We start from the raw sequence: 16173 nt of genomic DNA on the forward strand, positions 1-16173 counted from the left end.
CGAGCGTCGCAAGGACGTCACATTGCGCCGTTATCCAGCGCGAAGACGTTTTAGTTTTCCGGAGCGAGATCATGCGCGCAACCCGTCGTCAGTTTTTCCGTAATGCCATGTCGCTGGGCGTTGCGAGCTCTGCTTTCCCTTTGCTGGCGGGGTGTACATCCGCGCGTGAGGTCGATGCGCCTGATACCGGACTTGTAGCTGATCCGAACGGCGTACTCGATCTGCCACCGGGATTTAGCTACCGGGTTTTCTCCCCTGCAGGCGAGGTCATGTCTGACGGGCTTCGCGTGCCCGCGTCGCATGATGGCATGGCCTGTTTTGCGGTGGAGGATGATCCTGACCGGTGCTTTCTCGTGCGTAATCACGAGCTCGATCCTGATGAAGCTCATGTCGGCCCCTTTGCCGGTCGAGAGACCGTTGGCGAGGATATCATGGCGGCGAGCTATGACATAGGCCGAGATGGAATGCCCCTGCCGGGCGGTACGACGACACTGCTCTACAATCTTCGCACGGGCGAGGTAGAGCGCTCCCATCTTTCGCTGTCCGGAACCGTGCGCAATTGTTCAGGCGGCATGACGCCATGGGGCAGCTGGCTCACATGTGAAGAAACGCTGGAAACCGCAGGCCGCAATGCCAGCAAGGATCACGGATTTGTTTTCGAAGTTCCGGCCAGAGAAGAGGGGCTGGCGACGCCCGTCGCCCTGACGGCTATGGGGCGGTTCAATCACGAAGCAACCGCGACGGACCCGCGCACGGGTATCGTCTATCAGACCGAGGATGAAGGCGAATCCCTCATCTATCGTTTCATTCCGAATGTGCCGGGTGAACTGGCGCGTGGTGGGCGATTACAAGTGCTCGCCATTAAAGGGCAGCCGCAAGCTGATACGCGAAACTGGCGGGATGCGAATGCTTTTCCGGTAGGAAACAGCTGGGATGTGGAATGGCTGGACATAGATGACGTTCTGAACCCGAACAACGATATCGCTCAGCGTGGACACGCAGCCGGGGCTGCCTATTTCGCACGTGGTGAGGGCATGTGTTTCGCCGTCGAACGCACAGGCGATTCAATCTTCTTTGCCTGCACGTCAGGCGGATACAATCGGTACGGACAGATCTGGAAGTATATTCCAGGCCAGTTCGAAGGTACGGCGCAGGAGGCGGAAGCTCCGGGCCAGTTGGTTCTGCACTATGAAAGCCAGTCGGCAGGCGTGATGGATATGTGTGACAACATTGTCAGCGCACCCTGGGGTGATCTGGTCGTTTGCGAAGACAGCCCTGAAGACAATTTTGTACGGGGCGTAACGCCGGACGGACGCGTCTATTCGATCTGCCGTAATGCGCATGCTGACAAGGGAGAGTTCGCAGGTGCCTGCTTCTCACCCGATGGCGAAACCTTGTTCGTGAACGCGCAGGGCCCGCATGTGACCTTTGCGATTACGGGGCCATGGGCGCGTCTGGTGCGGGCCTGAGGTCTAGTCGTCCGCGGCGTCAGGTGTGACTTCAGTATAATAGATGGGCACGCAAGTGCCTTGCGTGATGAGGCCGCGCTCGAAGGTCACCGTTTCACCGACGGTCATCTCACGTTCGAGGTCATAATAGTCGACCTGAAACGTCTCCACATCGTTTTCGACGATGATGTGCCATTCGGCGACTTCGGTCACAGTGCCAGAGACAATTGATGTGTCGTACTTACAGGCTTGCGGGAACGGTAGCTCGCACCCCGCCAGCAGACCGGTTGAGAGTGTCAGAGCCAGAAGTTTGCGCATGATGAGACCTCCGTTTGTTGCTTTGTCCTCGCCATGTTCGTCGGCAAACTCAAGCATTTTAGAATAATAGAGGAATATAATCCTACTTTTCTGAGTTGAGCGTATAGTCTCTCTCATGACGAACACAGACAAAAACACTTCAGAACAGGATGGCCTCGCGGCCATGACAGTCCGCCTGCGTGAGCAGATTATCGAGGCTCAGAGCTTGCTTGAAGCCGGCGATATCAAAGGCGCCGAAGCGCTCGGTAAGGCGACCTTGCAGCTGATCCGTGCCGTAGAGGCGCAGGTCAAACTTGAGGAGTCCCGTAAAACCGAAACGCGCGAAGGGGTATTCTATGCCAAAGAGGATATCGAGGCTGCGCGAGCTGAACTCCTGCGCCGACTGGATCGCATCGCGGCGACCATCCGTCCGGAAGAAATGGGCGGCATGTCTGCCCGATGAGCTGGTTTCCGATCTGCTCTGTCTATGGGTGTTCTGGGCGCGCAGCGACCAGTTGCCGCCGCATGGGCGTTGGCGAAGCTGGCTCTTTATGGGCGGGCGCGGCGCGGGGAAAACCCGTGCGGGCGCAGAATGGCTTGCGGGCGAAATTCGTGCGGGTCGCGCAAGGCGTATCGCACTTGTGGGGCCGACCATGAATGATGTGCGAGAGGTGATGATTACCGGCGCGAGCGGGCTTGCATCCATCGGTGCTCAAGGTGAACGACCGGAGTATGAGGCCTCCCGTCACAGGCTTGTCTGGCCGAATGGCGCAGTCGGTTATGCGTTCTCTGCTGAGGAGCCGGAACGCCTGCGCGGGCCTCAGTTCGATTCCGCATGGGTCGATGAAGTGGCCGCCTGGAACAATGCAGCTGCGACATGGGACATGCTGCAGTTCGGCTTACGCCTTGGTGACACGCCAAGGCTCGTCGCAACGACAACGCCGAAGCCCGTGCCCATCGTGAAGCGGCTGCTGGCTGATGAAAGCTGCGTCGTGACGCGTGGGGCAAGTGCGCTCAATGCTGCCAATCTGGCGTCCGGCTTCGTTGAGGCGATGCGTACGCAGTATGGCAGTGGCTCACTCGGTCGACAGGAGCTGGATGGAGAGCTGGTGGAAAACCGCGATGGCGCTCTCTTTGCGTTCTCCACGATTGATGCGAGCCGTGTGAATACAGCGCCGGAAATGGATGAGATCATTATCTCGGTTGATCCCGCTGTGACCTCTCACAAGGGCTCGGATGCCTGCGGGATCATCGCAATTGGCCGAGCCGGAAATGACGCCTTCATTCTAGCCGATGCCACTATGCAGGGCGTGCCTTCAACCGTGTGGGCGCCGCGCGTGGCTGATCTGGCTGAAGCCTTTGATGCGGACGCTATTCTGGCTGAGAGCAATCAGGGCGGTGAGCTGGTGCGTGATGTCATCGCGCAGACCGGAACGGGCCGCGTGGTGAAGCTGGTTCATGCGAGGCTTGGCAAGAAGTTGCGGGCTGGCCCTGTGGCGGCGCTCTATACCGCGGGTCGTGTCCATCATGTCGGCGATTACCGAGAGTTGGAAGATGAGATGGTCGGGTTCGGATTTTCAAACGACAGCCCGAACCGGCTCGACGCGCTGGTTCACGGCGTTACCCATTTATGTCTGGCGCGATGCGCGCCACGAATTTCCCGTATCTGAGGGTTAAGCTATGTTCTGGAATAAGCAAAAGAACAAAACAGAAACAAAGAGCCTTGTTGCGCTGTCCGGCGTGCTTGATCCGCAATGGGAGGCGACGTCTCCCGCGCGACTGGTAGAAGCAGGTTTCCGGCAAAATCCGGTAAGCTATCGCTGTATTCGCATGGTGGCCGAAACGGCCGCCAGCGTGCCACTGCGCGAGGATTGTGAGCTTTGCGAGGCTGACGCGGCTTATCTACGTTTGCTGCTGGAGCGTCCGCAGGCTGGCGAAACCGGTCAGACGCTTCTGGAAGCTATCTATGGTGACCTGCAAGTCTCTGGAAACGGCTTTCTGGAAATGGTGCGTGGCGCGGATGGCGGCGTAGCTGGCATTCAGCGCGTGCCGCCCGGTGCAGTGGAGCCACTGAAAGAGGGGGGCGGCTACTCAATTCGTACACGCGGTGGGCGGCGTATCGTGCGCAGCGATGCCTCCGGCTGGTCGCCGCTTTTGCATCTGCGCGCACTGGACCCGTCTGCGCGGGCCATGGCGATGTCTCCGCTTGAAGCTGCCGCCCGTGCCGTAGAAATCCATAATGCGGGCTCTAACTGGGCAAAGGCGCTGATCGACAATGCCGCAAGACCTTCGGGCGCGCTTATCTATGGACGCGACGGGGCGCATCTTACGCCGGACCAGTTCCAGCGCCTTAAAGAGCAGCTGGAAGAAGCGCATAGCGGCGCAAGACACGCCGGTCGCCCGATGCTGCTGGAAGGCGGACTCGACTGGAAGCCGATGGGGCTGACGCCGACGGATATGGACTTCATTCAGGCGCGCCGTGAAGCGGCTCGTGAGATCGCGCTTGCTTTTGGCGTTCCGCCTATGCTGCTCGGAATTCCCGGCGACAATACCTATTCGAATTATCGCGAAGCGAACCTTGCCTTCTGGCGGCAGACAGTCCTGCCGCTGGTGCAGCGAACGGCTCGCGCGCTTGAAGACTGGATGTCCGGCGTGACGCGTGACCGTGTTCGCCTGAAGCCCGATCTGGATGCGGTGCCAGCTCTGGCGCCTGAGCGTGAAGCGCTCTGGAACCGGCTGAATGGCGCAGACTTTCTGAGTGAGGACGAAAAGCGCGAGATTGCAAGGCTGCAGCCCCGGGAGGCGCCTCATGCTGATTGAGGGGCTGGCCTCGGTTTTCCTTGAAGAAGACCAGTCCGGAGACCGCGTGCGGCCAGGCGCATTTGCGCAAAGCCTGAAGCGGCAGCGCGCCGTGCCCATGTTGTGGCGACACCGCTCCGGCGCAGTCGCGGGCGAGTGGACGAGCTTTCGTGAGACAGGTCGCGGTCTTGAAGTGCGCGGGCTGATCAATGGCGAGAAACCTTTCGGGAAACTGGCGCTCGGTCAGCTGAAGTCCGGTCTGAACGGGCTTTCAATCGGCTTTCGGCCAAGGCGGTGGCGCATGCGGCCCGACGGTGGCCGTGACCTTATCGAAGTCGATCTTGTCGAAGTCTCACTCGTCGCAAATCCGATGGCGAAGAACGCCCGATTTCGAGCGGTCTAGGGGCGCGTGGCGTCGCCTTTCGAGCAAAAAACAAACCAAGGAGATCCATATGGAAACCAAACAATCCCCGGACACGTCTGCTCTGGAAGCGCAGCTGCTGGCCGAATTCGAAGCCTTCAAAGTGGCGAATGACCAGCGTCTCTCGGCGATGGAGGCCAAAACGGCCGATGTACTGCTGGATGAAAAAGTGAGCCGCATCGACAAGTCGCTCAGTGAGACGAAATCCGCCCTCGACCGGATCGCGATGAAAGCGTCTGCGCCGGTCGTGGATGAAGAGACCCAATCTGTGCCTCAGGGATGGAGTGACTATTTGCGCTCGGGTGATGAACGCGGCGTATCCCGCCTCGATGTGAAATCCCTCAATTCCGGCACGGAAAGCGAAGGCGGATATCTCGCGCCGCCACAGCTTGATCGTCTGATTGAAGCGCGACTTCTTGCGGCAAGTCCAATGCGGCAGATCGCGACGGTCCGTCAGACCAGCGCTGGCACGTTCCGCAAGCCCGTCAGTCTTGGCGCGAGCGCGGCATGGGCCGCAGAAGAAGGTGCACGTAGTGAAACGGCTGCGCCAACCTTGTCGCTGCTCGATTTTCCAGCTGCTGAACTCTATGCCATGCCCGCAGCCACGCAGGCGCTGCTTGATGATGCCTTTGTCGATGTCGATGAATGGCTGGCCGATGAGGTTCAGGACGCATTCTCTGCGCAGGAAAATGCCGCCTTCATCACAGGCACGGGGACGAACCAGCCTAAAGGCTTCTTGTCCTATACGCAGGTTGCTGATGCAAGCCACGCCTGGAACCAGCTTGGCTATATTGCTTCCGGTGCAGTGGGTGATTTCGCGACGAATATGGAAGTTGAGAAGCTTCTGGACCTCATTTATGCGGTGAAACCGGGCCTTCGAGCGAATGCGCGTTTCGTCATGAACCGGCGTACTCTGTCTGCGCTGCGTAAGGTCAAAGATGGCGATGGTCGCTATATCTTCGCGCCGGGCATGGGCGGTGAAGCGGCGAGCCTGCTCGGCTTCCCGATCACAGAGATTGAAGACATGCCTGACATTGCAGCGGACGCAACGCCGATTGCCTTTGGCGATTTCCGCAAGGGCTATCTCATCGTCGACCGTCAGGGCGCGCGCGTGCTCCGCGATCCGTATTCCGCCAAGCCATATGTCCTCTTCTACACGACCAAGCGCGTTGGCGGCGGCATTCAGAACTTCGATGCCATCAAGCTGATGAAGATGGCTGTTTCTTAGAGGGCTGGTTTGCTCGGCCGTGCCCCTTGCAGGGGCTCGGTCGGCCTGCGCCTGCGCCGTCGCCCGTGTGGAGCTCTAAACGAGCAAGGCGAAGGCGCAGAACGCCCGAACGGAGTGAGGCTCAGCGTTCGAGCACACTGACAAAACCAGACCGAGCTAAGGCAACTACTCAACATGAACTTACAAACACTAACGCCGCCAAGCGGTGAACCCTTGCCTATGGCCGACGCTAAGGCGTTTGCACGGATCGGGGCAGACTTTGATGACGCCCTGATTGGCAGGCTGATCGCGGCAGCTCGGGCGCGCATCGAGACTGAAACCGGCGTGGCGCTTATGCGTCGTACGCTCCGCCTGACGTTGAATGACTGGCCGCTCTACGTGCTGGAACGCGGTGGCTTGCGCCTGCCTATGCGACCGGCTGCGGGGCTTCTCGCTGTTCGGCTCACGGACGGTGAAACCAGCGAGGATGTGACCTCATCTTTCGAACTGGAGGCCGGCTTGTCGCCGCGGCTCATCACCAAACCGTTCGGCGCGTGGGTGTGGCCACGGACCATCCACCAGAAGATCGAGATCGACTGGGAAGCGGGCTTCGATACCGCATCTGACGTGCCCGAAGATCTTGTCCACGCGATGAAACTGATCGTGGCCTTTGTTTATGAGCAGCGTGGTAACCCTGCGGTGTCGGCACACGAAGACCTCAGCGCCCGTCTCGAGGCAGCGCTACGTCCCTGGCGCGAGGTGCAGCTATGAGCCACGCTAAACCGCTCGAAGATGAAGTCATCCGCGCATTGGCTGAGGCCGGTGACATACAGGAATCCTTCGGCACGCCTGCTCGTATTTTGAATGGAGAAGAGGGTAGAGCGGCCTTTCCGTTTCTACGGCTCGCGCGACACGAAATCCGTGATGACGGCCAGCTGAGCGATCACCGGCTGAGCCTGGAAATTTATTCCCGATCAGGTGGCCGCGCGGAAGCTAATCGACTGATCGCGCTCGTTGCGGATGCATTACGCGCAGCAGAACTGTCGCCAGAGGGGCAGTCGCTCGTCGTGTTCTATCCGGTGTTTTCCGATGTGTTTCTGCGTGCAGACGGCACGACATTTCGCGGTCTTCTGCGGCTGCGGGCGATCACTGATGAAGCTTAGAAAAAAAAGTGGCCCGTCGAGCGCAAGTTGGGGGGGGGGGAGGGGAGCGCTCAGACGGGCCAGATGTTGCGGTACGGGCGGCCGCAAACTTTGGGGAAGTCCATGTGGGACAAGGACACAACACGCGAGCTGAACTCCGGTTCCCAGAAAATCGAATAAAATTTTAAATGGAGAAATTTTGATGGTGGCACAGGCCGGTCAGGACGTGCTGATCAAGCTGGAAGATGGTTTGATTTTAGGTAATTATATCGCTGTTGCGGGCATTCGGGCGAAAACAATTCAGCTGAATGCCGGAGTAGTAGATGCAACTCATACGGGCAGCTCGGGAGGCTGGCGCGAATTGCTCTCCGGTGCGGGCGTGAAATCTGTTCGCGTTTCCGGCTCGGGCGTGTTCCGCGATGAGGCATCTGATACCCGGATGCGCAATGTTTTCATGTCGCGAGAGGCCGTGAACTGGAAGCTGATAATTCCCGATTTTGCTGAGCTTACAGGTCCGTTTCTGATCTCGCAGCTTAGCTATGCCGGCGACTTCGATGGCGAGGCGACCTTCGCTCTGACGCTGGAAAGCGCAGGCGAAGTCAGCGTGCTCGAAGTTTAGACCAGCTATTTGTTTTGCTTCCCGCTTCACTCCGTTCTCGCGATGAAACGGGCTCAAGGCTGCACAAGGAAAAATCAATGAACCCCCAACGTGGAGAAACCGCCATCGAGATTGATGGCGAGACGAGAAAGCTTTGCCTGACGCTCGGTGCGTTGGCAGAGATTGAAAGAGGTCTGGGCTGTAAGAGCCTGAAAGACCTGACCATCCGGCTGAAATCAGTCTCGGCACATGATCTGATCATCCTGCTCGCAGCGCTTCTGCGCGGCGGCGGCGAAGCTGACCTCGCTGGTCGGGTGCGCGAACTGGCGATTGAGCCGCAAACCGCTCTGAAGGCCATCCTCTCCTGCTTTGGCAAGGCGACCGAGTGAGCGGGCAGGGCTTTCCCTGGGCGCGGCTCTTACAGGCTGCTCTGAGGCTCGGCCTCGCCCCCGACGCATTCTGGAAGCTCTCGCTCCGCGAATGGCGTCTCATCACAGCAACAAAATCAGAGGGCGGTTTCGGGAAGAAAGATCTCTCCCGTCTGCTCGCTGCTTTTCCCGATAAGGAGTAGCCCATGGCTGACACAGAAAGCAGGCAGGTGTTCGATCTGTCTGGCACGATGGATGATCTGTTCGAGTTTGAAACCACGCTGAAAGCCGTTTCAGATGTGGAAGTCCCTCATGCTGCGGACGCAATGGCGCTGGCGTTTGAAGATGCCGGCGAGCGTATCGAGCAAGCGCTCGCGCGGGCGGCGCGGACGGGTGAGGTGAACTTTGAAAATCTCGTCTCCTCTATTCTGGCAGACCTCGCAAGGCTGGCAGCGAATGCGGTGCTTGATCAGGTGTTTTCGCAAGCCATCGGAGGTGTGGCGCAGGCTGCGCCCGTCGCGATCAATGTCACCATGCCGGAAGGCTCTGATGCGGCAAGCCTGATCTCGGCGCAAGGGCAGATTGCGTCTGCTCTGGGCCAGGCGATTGCCTCGGGGAGCCGCTGGTCATGAGCGGCGTTGTGAATGAGGTGTTTGCGCCGCCGCTGGGCTTTCAGACGAGCGGTGGCCCCGTCTGGCAGACGAGCATTGTTCCTCTGGCGAGCGGCAGTGAGACGCGCAATGCGGGCCGGGCTCGCCCTTTGCGGCGATGGTCGGTGATGGGCGTGCCCGTCAGCCGCAGCGACGCCGATCAGCTGATCCGGTTCTTCAATGCGCGATCAGGTGCCTTTCAGGGCTTCCGGTTTCGCGACCCGTTCACTTCGCAGTCGGCAGAGACAATCACGCCGTCTGATCAGCAGATCGGAACAGGGGACGGTGTCACCACGCAGTTTCAGCTCGTACTGGATGATGGTGCGTCGGCTATGCGCACGATAACGCGCCCCGTAACAGGTAGTGTGCGCGTTGCTGTCGATGGCGTGGAAGCAGAAGCGTTTACAGTCGAAGACACGACGGGCGTGGTGACTTTTGCGGTTCCGCCAGCCAATGGCGCAGTGATCACAGCGGGTTTCAGCTTCGATACGCCTGTGCGCTTTGATCAGGATGCGATGGAGATCAGCCAGACCAATACTGGTGCTTTTCAGCTGGTCCGGTTGACGCTGATCGAGTTGCAGGAGGGCGCGAATGCCTGACCTGACAGTCGAACAGCTGAGCCATTTTCGGGGCGCGACAACGCTCTGCTATTGCGGGCATTTGCAAACCCGTGACGGTTCGCAAGCCATTCGCGTGACTGATCATGACCGCGCTGTCACCTTCCGTGGTGATAGCTGGCAGCCCGGGCTCGTCATCGAAGCGTCCGTGTTTCGCCACACATTGTCTCTGTCACCAGAGCCGCTTGATCTGAAAGGTGGGCTTGAGGCCGATGGCATCACTGCGGAAGACCTGAAAGCGGGTGTTTGGGATGGAGCGAAGGTCAGCGTTTATCGCGTCGACTGGCAGGCGTCCGATCAGGGCGTCTGGCTCTGGTCCGGCTATATCACTGATATTCGCGAAGAGGGCGACCGGTTCACCATTGGCCTTGCGTCGATCAAGTCCGATCTGGAGCGCACCTCCGGCCGTGTCTTCAGCCGAAGGTGCGATACAGTGTTTGGCGGGTCAAACTGTGGAGTGGATGTAGAGTCCGCGCCCCAGTCTGAGTGCGACAAGAGGTTCGCAACCTGCCGCGATGTCTTTTCAAACGCCGTGAACTTTCGCGGGTTCCCTCATATGCCTGGCAATGATGCAGTGATTTCCGGTCCGGGCGAAAAGCGGGACGGGTCTTCACGGGGGATTGAGCGATGATCGCGCGCGATAAGATCGTCGCCGCCGCGCGTGACTGGCGGGGCACGCCATACCGGCATCAGGCGAGCGCAAAACATATCGGCACGGACTGTCTCGGGCTGGTGCGCGGCGTGTGGCGTGAGGTGTGCGGCGATGAGCCTGAAACGCCGCCGCCTTACACGCCTGACTGGGCTGAAGCGCTGGGGGAGGACACACTTCTGGATGCGGCGCGGCGTCATATGATCGAGCTGCCGGCTGGCGAGGCGCAAGCAGGTGATGTGCTGCTCTTTCGCATGGGGCTTGGCTGTCCCGCCAAACACGCAGCGATCATGACCGGCGCGGACACTATCATCCATGCCTATTGGGGGCGGGCGGTGTGTGAAACTTCGCTCGTGCCATGGTGGCGACGCCGGATCGTTGCCGCTTTCGCATTTCCCGGCGCGGACTGACAGCGCCAGTTTCAGACAAGGATTATCACTATGGCGCAACTCGCATTTGCGGAGGCGGGCGCACGTCTTGGCGCAGCGTTTCTGCCGGACGGGCTTTCATTTCTGGGTATCCAGCTGTCCGGCGCGCAGATTGGCAGCGCTGTGGGCGGTCTGGCGGGCGGGGCAATTGATGCCGCGCTCGCCGGACCGGTGGCTGAGACGGGCAGGCTTTCAGGGCTCACCATTATGGAAAGCCGCGAGGGGGCAGGCATTCCGCGCGTGTTCGGTCGAATGCGCGTCGGCGGGCAGGTCATCTGGGCGACGCATCTGAAAGAGCGAAAATCTAAACGCTCCGCCAATGGCAAGGGCGGACCGACCATCGCCGAATATAGCTACTCCATCAGCTTCGCGGTCGCGATTTGTGAGGGAGAAATTATTGGCGTTGATCGCATCTGGGCGAATGGTGAGCCACTGTCTCTCGCACATGTGATCTCTCGTCTGTATCGCGGTAGCGCGGACCAGCTGGCTGACCCGTTGATTATCGCAACTGAAGGTGACGCGCCAGCCTATCGCGGGCTTGCCTATATGGTGTTCGAAGACTTCCCGCTGGATGCGTTCGGCGCGCGTCTGCCCCAGCTTTCGTTCGAGGTGACGCGACCTGTCCGCGGCAGTTCTGACGGGCTTGAAAGCGTTGCTCGCTCGGTGAACTTCATTCCTGCGACTGGCGAGTTTGTGTATTCGCCAGAACTTGTGCGACGGATTGAGTATCCGGGGTGGGAAGCACCGCTGAACCAGCATGCAGCGACGGGCGAAGTGGATGTGATCCGCGCGCTGGACCAGCTTCAGGCGGAGCTGCCGCTTGTCGAGAACATCAATCTGACGCTCGGTTGGTTTGGTGATGATCTTCGCGTCGGTAGCTGCAGCGTCATGCCGGGCGTTGAGACACGTGATCAGATCAATCTACCTGATGACTGGCAGGCTGGCGGGGTAGGCCGCGCTGGCGCGCGGCTGATCAGCCGTGACGAAGCAGGCCGGCCAAATTATGGAGGCACGCCGGATGACGCAGGGATTGTCGCGCTCATTCAGGAATGCGCGTCGCGCGATATCTCCGTAACCATGTCGCCGTTTCTGCTGATGGATATTCCGGTTGGAAACGGGCTGGCAGACCCATATGGCGCATCAGAACAGGCTGCCTTTCCATGGCGTGGCCGGGTCACCGCGACTGAAGACAAGTCAGCGACGACGCGGGTAGAGGTGGAGGCCTTTTTCGGAACGGCCGCCGCAGCTGATTTCAGCATTGCGAATGGCAGCATTTTTTATTCTGGACCCGCTGAATGGAGCTATCGGCGCTTTGTGCTGCATGCGGCTTTTCTTTGCGCTCTGGCTGGTGGGGTGGAGCGGTTCCTACTTGGATCGGAGCTCGTTTCGCTCACACGGTTGCGCGATGGTGCAGGGGCTTATCCGGCTGTTGAAGCGCTGAAATCGCTCGCTGCAGAGGTTCGCTCTCTCGTGGGCGCTGGTGTCGAAATCAGCTATGCGGCTGACTGGACCGAGTATGGTGCTTACGTGCCCGATGATGGGAGCGGCGATGTGTTATTCCCTCTGGATGATCTTTGGGCGGATACGAATATCGACTTCATCGGGCTTGATTGGTACGCGCCGCTTTCAGACTGGCGCGATGGCGATCATCTCGATGCAGACAGCTGGCCGGGCCTTCATGATATGGCCTATCTCAGCGCCAATATTGAGGGCGGCGAGGGCTATGACTGGTATTATGCCAGCGATGCTGATCGTGACGCGCAACTACGGACACCAATCGTAGACACAGCCCATGGCGAAGACTGGATATTCCGCGTCAAAGATATCCGAAACTGGTGGCAATCTGCGCATTACGAGCGCCCGGCAGGTACGAGGTCTCTAACAGCCACGGCCTATCAGCCGGAAGCCAAACCAATCCGGCTCATCGAGATCGGCTGCGGCGCCGTCGACAAAGGTACGAACGCCCCAAACGTTTTCTATGATCCGAAGAGTTCTGAAAGCGGGCTGCCGCATTATTCGGATGGCACGCGCGATGATGAAATCCAGCGGCTCGCTGTGATGGCGCTGTCTGAATACTGGGGGGCGAACAGCGCGCAGAACCCGCACTCATCGGTCTATTCAGGGTCAATGATCGCAGATGGCGGGCTCAGCGTCTGGGCGTATGATGCGCGGCCCTTTCCGGCTTTTCCGCAGCTGACTGATGTCTGGTCTGATGTGGCAAACTGGTCGCGCGGGCACTGGCTGAATGGCCGGATCACCCGATCAGATATTGGTGCCTTCATTGAAGAACTATGCAACGAAGAAGGTGTCGGAACGGACGTATCCGGCGTTGAGGGCAGCTTTCATGGCCTCGTGCTTTCCGGTGCTTCGACCCTGAAAGATGCTTTAGGCATTGTGGCCGGTGCGTTCGCCGTATCATGCAGGCAGACTGAAGACGGGCTGAGCTTCTTCAATACGTCTTCTGAAGCCACTGAACCGGTATCGGATGCGCTGTTTGCAGGCGGGGATAATGCGCCGCTCGTGTTCACGCGTCGTATTGCCGAGCATATGCCAAAGACGGCGCGCATTACCGCGCCCGATCCGGATGCCGATTATCAGCCTGCCAGCTATCAATCTTCGCTGGATGCTGCAGGTGATCGCGATCTGGGTTTCAATTTGCCAATGGCGATGAGTGCGGAGAATGCGAGCGCGCTTGCGCTGCATCTGGCAGATCAGGTGAATGCGCAGAAAGACGCCTGGCAGCTCGCTTTGTCGCCGGAGGCTATGACACTTGATATCGGTGACATACTCTCGGTGCCGGGTATTTCTGGCGAGGTGCAGATTGATACGCTGACCCGAGGCGACAGAATTGATGTCACCTTGCGGCGGCCGGTTCAGGCGTTTGGCAATGTGGAAGCCGTGTCGGGGGTCGGCACGCCTCCGCTACACGTGTCGCGGCCGGATGGTGTGGTGATGGATTTGCCGTCACTCCCTGGCCGAGAGGACGAGATACGGCCACTGGTCGCGGCGTTCTCTTATCCATCATCCGGACCCATCGGTGTCAGCGCGGGGTATGACGGCGCGAGCATGTCTCTGCGTGCCGTGATTGAGCAGAATGCACGTATCGGGCGGCTTATGTCTCCGCTACCGGCGGGCGTATCTGATCGCATGCGGGCTTCGCTAGAGGTGCTGGCAAGCTTTCCGCAGGCCGAACTGCAAAGCGTGTCGCGTCTTTCCATGCTGAATGGCGGTAATCTTTGCGCCGTTGAGACGAGTGAAGGCTGGATGATTGCGAGCTTTGAGAGCGCAGTGCTGATCGCAGAAAACCAGTTTCTGCTTACTGGCTGGCTGACAGGGATTGCGGGCACGGATGATCTTGCGGGGCTCGGCGCAGATACGGGTGCACGAATTGTTCTGCTGGATGATGCGGTTCTACCTGCCAGCTTATCTGATTATGAACTTGGCCAGACCCTCAATTGGCAATTCAGCGCGGCAGGCAGTGATGCGGCCTCTTATGACGCGCAGATCGAGGGCAGGGCGTTAAAACTTTTAAGGCCGGGTCATTTGCGTGCCGTGTTAAGCCCAGAAGGTGATCTGTCACTGACATGGACGCGCCGGGCCCGCCATTCTGCCGACCGGTGGGATCAGGAGAGCGTCCCTTTGTTGGAAGAGCAGCTTCTGTTCCGGATTGAGGTGAGTGCGGGCGGAACCGTTCTGCGTACAACTGATGTGAACGATACAAGTTGGGTCTACAGCGCCGCCATGCAGGCTGAAGATGGTGCATCTTCGTCCGGTTTGTCGGTGTCCGTCAGCCAGATTTCGGCGCGGGTGGGGGAAGGCGTGGCAGCACGCCTCTCCCTTTAGTCTCAACGCTCGGACAGATAGGCGCTGACGCCGGTTTCGATCAGCTCGATCAATTCGGCATCCATGAGCTGATATTCGTCCGGAATATCCAGCACGTGCAGTGGCTTGAAGCTGACGGCCTGCCGGAAATCAGCTTTCAGACGCTGAGCATGCTTATCTTCCATGACGAAGATGACATCCGCCCATTGAATGTCTTTCATCGTGATCTGATGAACCGCGGACCGCGCTGTTCCTGCTGAGCGTGCCTGAAAGCCTGAACGCCCGGCAAACATGCGCTCGCCAGTCGGGCTGCGCCATTGGTTCTTGCTGCAGACGAACAGAAGCCGGACCGGTTGAGCATCAGACATAAGGCTATCCCATTCCTTCATCGGCCATATGCGCCCCGTTTGCTGGGCGCGCTTCAGCTTGTTGCGTCTCCAATACACCTCATACCAGCGCTTTGGCTTTATGCCAGCGTGATCACGGGTACGGATTGCGGTTGATTTCTGCTCGCGCGATTGTGCAGCGCGTGCCCGTCTCCAGGCACGATCTCTTTGTTGAGCCATGGCTCATATCCTTTCGTGGCGTCGACTTCAGCAACCGCGGCAACACGAAAGAGGGCTCTCTGATACTGCGAGGTTTAACCATATACAAGTGAAACGGGGTATATGACCTGCGAACACGATATTCAGGCTGGTCCGGTATAGTTGAAAAAGGCAGTAAACTGCCCTTTTTAATGGCTGAAGGCTTCCTACCTAAAACCATGTGTAAAGTGAGGATTTGGAAGAATTGAGTTGGGACCCGTATGCAGCGCTAGGCCTTAGCAAAGGCGCGGATGCAGCTGCTGTCAAAAAGGCCTATCGCAAACTGGCCAAAGAAAACCATCCGGACGTGCGTCCGAACGATCCTGCTGCGGAGGAGACGTTCAAGCGCGCGACGGCTGCATTTAACCTGCTCTCTGATCCGGATAAGAAAGCGCGCTATGACCGCGGCGAGATTGATGCCGAAGGACAGGAACAGTCGCGTTTTACTGGCGGACACCCGTTTGGCGGCAGCACCGGCGGCGGCTCTCCGTTCGGAAATGCAGAGTTCAGAAGTCATTCTTACGGCAGTGGCGGTGGTCAGCCGGGGTTTGACGGCTTTGAAGACCTGTTCTCCGGCCTGTTTGGTGGCGGAGGCGGCGGGCAGCGTCGTCGCACGGCCACACGTGGGCAGGATGCGCGTTACATCGTCGATGTAGACTTTATGGACGCCGTTACAGGTGCAAAGCGTCGTCTTTCCATGAGTGACGGTAAAGCGCTTGATGTGAACATTCCGGCGGGCGTGAAGTCCGGCCAGACGCTGCGTCTTCGCTCTCAGGGACATCCGGGCACAGGCGGTGCGCCTCCGGGCGATGCACTTATTGAAGTGCGCGTGAAAGATCATCCGCAGTTCAAACGTGATGGCGACAATCTGCGCATGACCGTGCCGATCTCGCTGACTGAAGCGGTTGAAGGCGGCAAGGTTGAGGTGAATACACCGCTGGGCCGTAAATCGCTGAACGTTCCTGCTGGCGCTAAAGGCGGCTCTACGCTGCGCATGAAGAAGCACGGTGTTCAGAAAAAGAACGAGCCCGGCGATCTTTATGTCACCCTGCAGATCACACTGCCTGAAACGCTTAACTCCCAGCTGAAAGACTTCGTCAAAAACTGGGACCAGCGCGATGAAACTCCGCAGCGCACCTAGGC

At 59.0% G+C, this 16173-nt stretch carries 19 protein-coding genes; 17 read left to right on the forward strand and 2 right to left on the reverse strand.

Annotated features, from left to right (window positions below; genetic code table 11):
• Window positions 1–71: 71 nt before the first annotated feature.
• Window positions 72–1469, forward strand: coding sequence for an alkaline phosphatase PhoX (locus G523_RS0108445; protein ID WP_022694611.1), 1398 nt, complete (start codon window positions 72–74; stop codon window positions 1467–1469).
• Window positions 1470–1472: 3 nt separating this feature from the next.
• Here G523_RS0108445 and G523_RS0108450 read toward each other — a convergent pair whose 3' ends face one another.
• Window positions 1473–1766, reverse strand: a complete 294-nt coding sequence (locus G523_RS0108450; protein ID WP_155802623.1) for a hypothetical protein — start codon at window positions 1764–1766, stop codon at window positions 1473–1475.
• Between the two features lie 115 nt (window positions 1767–1881).
• On the opposite strand from G523_RS0108450, the gene G523_RS0108455 reads away from it, so the two are divergent.
• From G523_RS0108455 to G523_RS0108525, 15 genes are all read left to right on the forward strand, one after another.
• Entirely contained in the window at window positions 1882–2208 is a 327-nt protein-coding gene (locus G523_RS0108455) for a hypothetical protein (RefSeq protein ID WP_022694613.1), read from the forward strand.
• Window positions 2102–3415, forward strand: coding sequence for a DNA-packaging protein (locus G523_RS0108460; RefSeq protein WP_027441576.1), 1314 nt, complete (start codon window positions 2102–2104; stop codon window positions 3413–3415). Before G523_RS0108455 ends, G523_RS0108460 begins: the two co-directional genes overlap by 107 nt.
• Before the next feature lie 10 nt (window positions 3416–3425).
• Window positions 3426–4565, forward strand: coding sequence for a phage portal protein (locus G523_RS0108465; protein ID WP_022694615.1), 1140 nt, complete (start codon window positions 3426–3428; stop codon window positions 4563–4565).
• On the forward strand, window positions 4555–4947 hold the full coding sequence (locus G523_RS0108470; protein ID WP_022694616.1) for an HK97 family phage prohead protease: 393 nt from the start codon (window positions 4555–4557) through the stop codon (window positions 4945–4947). The genes G523_RS0108465 and G523_RS0108470 overlap by 11 nt, the downstream gene beginning before the upstream one ends.
• A 49-nt stretch (window positions 4948–4996) precedes the next feature.
• Window positions 4997–6193 carry a phage major capsid protein gene (locus G523_RS0108475; RefSeq protein WP_022694617.1) on the forward strand — a complete coding sequence of 399 codons (1197 nt, stop codon included), beginning with the start codon at window positions 4997–4999 and terminating at the stop codon, window positions 6191–6193.
• Between the two features lie 219 nt (window positions 6194–6412).
• On the forward strand, window positions 6413–6943 hold the full coding sequence (locus tag G523_RS0108480) for a head-tail connector protein (protein WP_051134759.1): 531 nt from the start codon (window positions 6413–6415) through the stop codon (window positions 6941–6943).
• Window positions 6940–7335: a DUF3168 domain-containing protein gene (locus tag G523_RS20235; RefSeq protein ID WP_022694619.1), complete on the forward strand. Its 396-nt coding sequence runs from the start codon at window positions 6940–6942 to the stop codon at window positions 7333–7335. The genes G523_RS0108480 and G523_RS20235 overlap by 4 nt, the downstream gene beginning before the upstream one ends.
• Window positions 7336–7516: 181 nt before the next feature.
• Window positions 7517–7933, forward strand: a complete 417-nt coding sequence (locus tag G523_RS0108490) for a phage major tail protein, TP901-1 family (RefSeq protein WP_022694620.1) — start codon at window positions 7517–7519, stop codon at window positions 7931–7933.
• A gap of 77 nt (window positions 7934–8010) precedes the next feature.
• On the forward strand, window positions 8011–8301 hold the full coding sequence (locus G523_RS0108495; RefSeq protein WP_022694621.1) for a GTA-gp10 family protein: 291 nt from the start codon (window positions 8011–8013) through the stop codon (window positions 8299–8301).
• Window positions 8298–8483, forward strand: a complete 186-nt coding sequence (locus tag G523_RS21340) for a phage tail assembly chaperone (protein ID WP_022694622.1) — start codon at window positions 8298–8300, stop codon at window positions 8481–8483. Before G523_RS0108495 ends, G523_RS21340 begins: the two co-directional genes overlap by 4 nt.
• 3 nt (window positions 8484–8486) lie before the next feature.
• Window positions 8487–8912: a phage tail tape measure C-terminal domain-containing protein gene (locus G523_RS0108505; RefSeq protein WP_022694623.1), complete on the forward strand. Its 426-nt coding sequence runs from the start codon at window positions 8487–8489 to the stop codon at window positions 8910–8912.
• Entirely contained in the window at window positions 8909–9529 is a 621-nt protein-coding gene (locus tag G523_RS0108510; RefSeq protein ID WP_022694624.1) for a DUF2460 domain-containing protein, read from the forward strand. Before G523_RS0108505 ends, G523_RS0108510 begins: the two co-directional genes overlap by 4 nt.
• Window positions 9522–10178: a DUF2163 domain-containing protein gene (locus tag G523_RS18630; RefSeq protein WP_022694625.1), complete on the forward strand. Its 657-nt coding sequence runs from the start codon at window positions 9522–9524 to the stop codon at window positions 10176–10178. The genes G523_RS0108510 and G523_RS18630 overlap by 8 nt, the downstream gene beginning before the upstream one ends.
• Window positions 10175–10606, forward strand: a complete 432-nt coding sequence (locus tag G523_RS0108520; RefSeq protein WP_022694626.1) for an NlpC/P60 family protein — start codon at window positions 10175–10177, stop codon at window positions 10604–10606. The genes G523_RS18630 and G523_RS0108520 overlap by 4 nt, the downstream gene beginning before the upstream one ends.
• Window positions 10607–10636: 30 nt before the next feature.
• Window positions 10637–14467, forward strand: a complete 3831-nt coding sequence (locus G523_RS0108525; RefSeq protein WP_022694627.1) for a baseplate multidomain protein megatron — start codon at window positions 10637–10639, stop codon at window positions 14465–14467.
• Window positions 14468–14469: 2 nt separating this feature from the next.
• Here the strand turns inward: G523_RS0108525 and G523_RS21215 are convergent, their stop codons facing one another.
• Entirely contained in the window at window positions 14470–15012 is a 543-nt protein-coding gene (locus tag G523_RS21215; RefSeq protein WP_022694628.1) for a low molecular weight protein tyrosine phosphatase family protein, read from the reverse strand.
• A gap of 223 nt (window positions 15013–15235) precedes the next feature.
• On the opposite strand from G523_RS21215, the gene G523_RS0108535 reads away from it, so the two are divergent.
• Entirely contained in the window at window positions 15236–16171 is a 936-nt protein-coding gene (locus tag G523_RS0108535; protein WP_027441580.1) for a DnaJ C-terminal domain-containing protein, read from the forward strand.
• The last annotated feature ends 2 nt before the right edge of the window (window positions 16172–16173 follow it).

The organism is Ponticaulis koreensis DSM 19734, from assembly GCF_000420665.1.
Taxonomy (GTDB): Bacteria; Pseudomonadota; Alphaproteobacteria; order Caulobacterales; family Hyphomonadaceae; genus Ponticaulis; species Ponticaulis koreensis.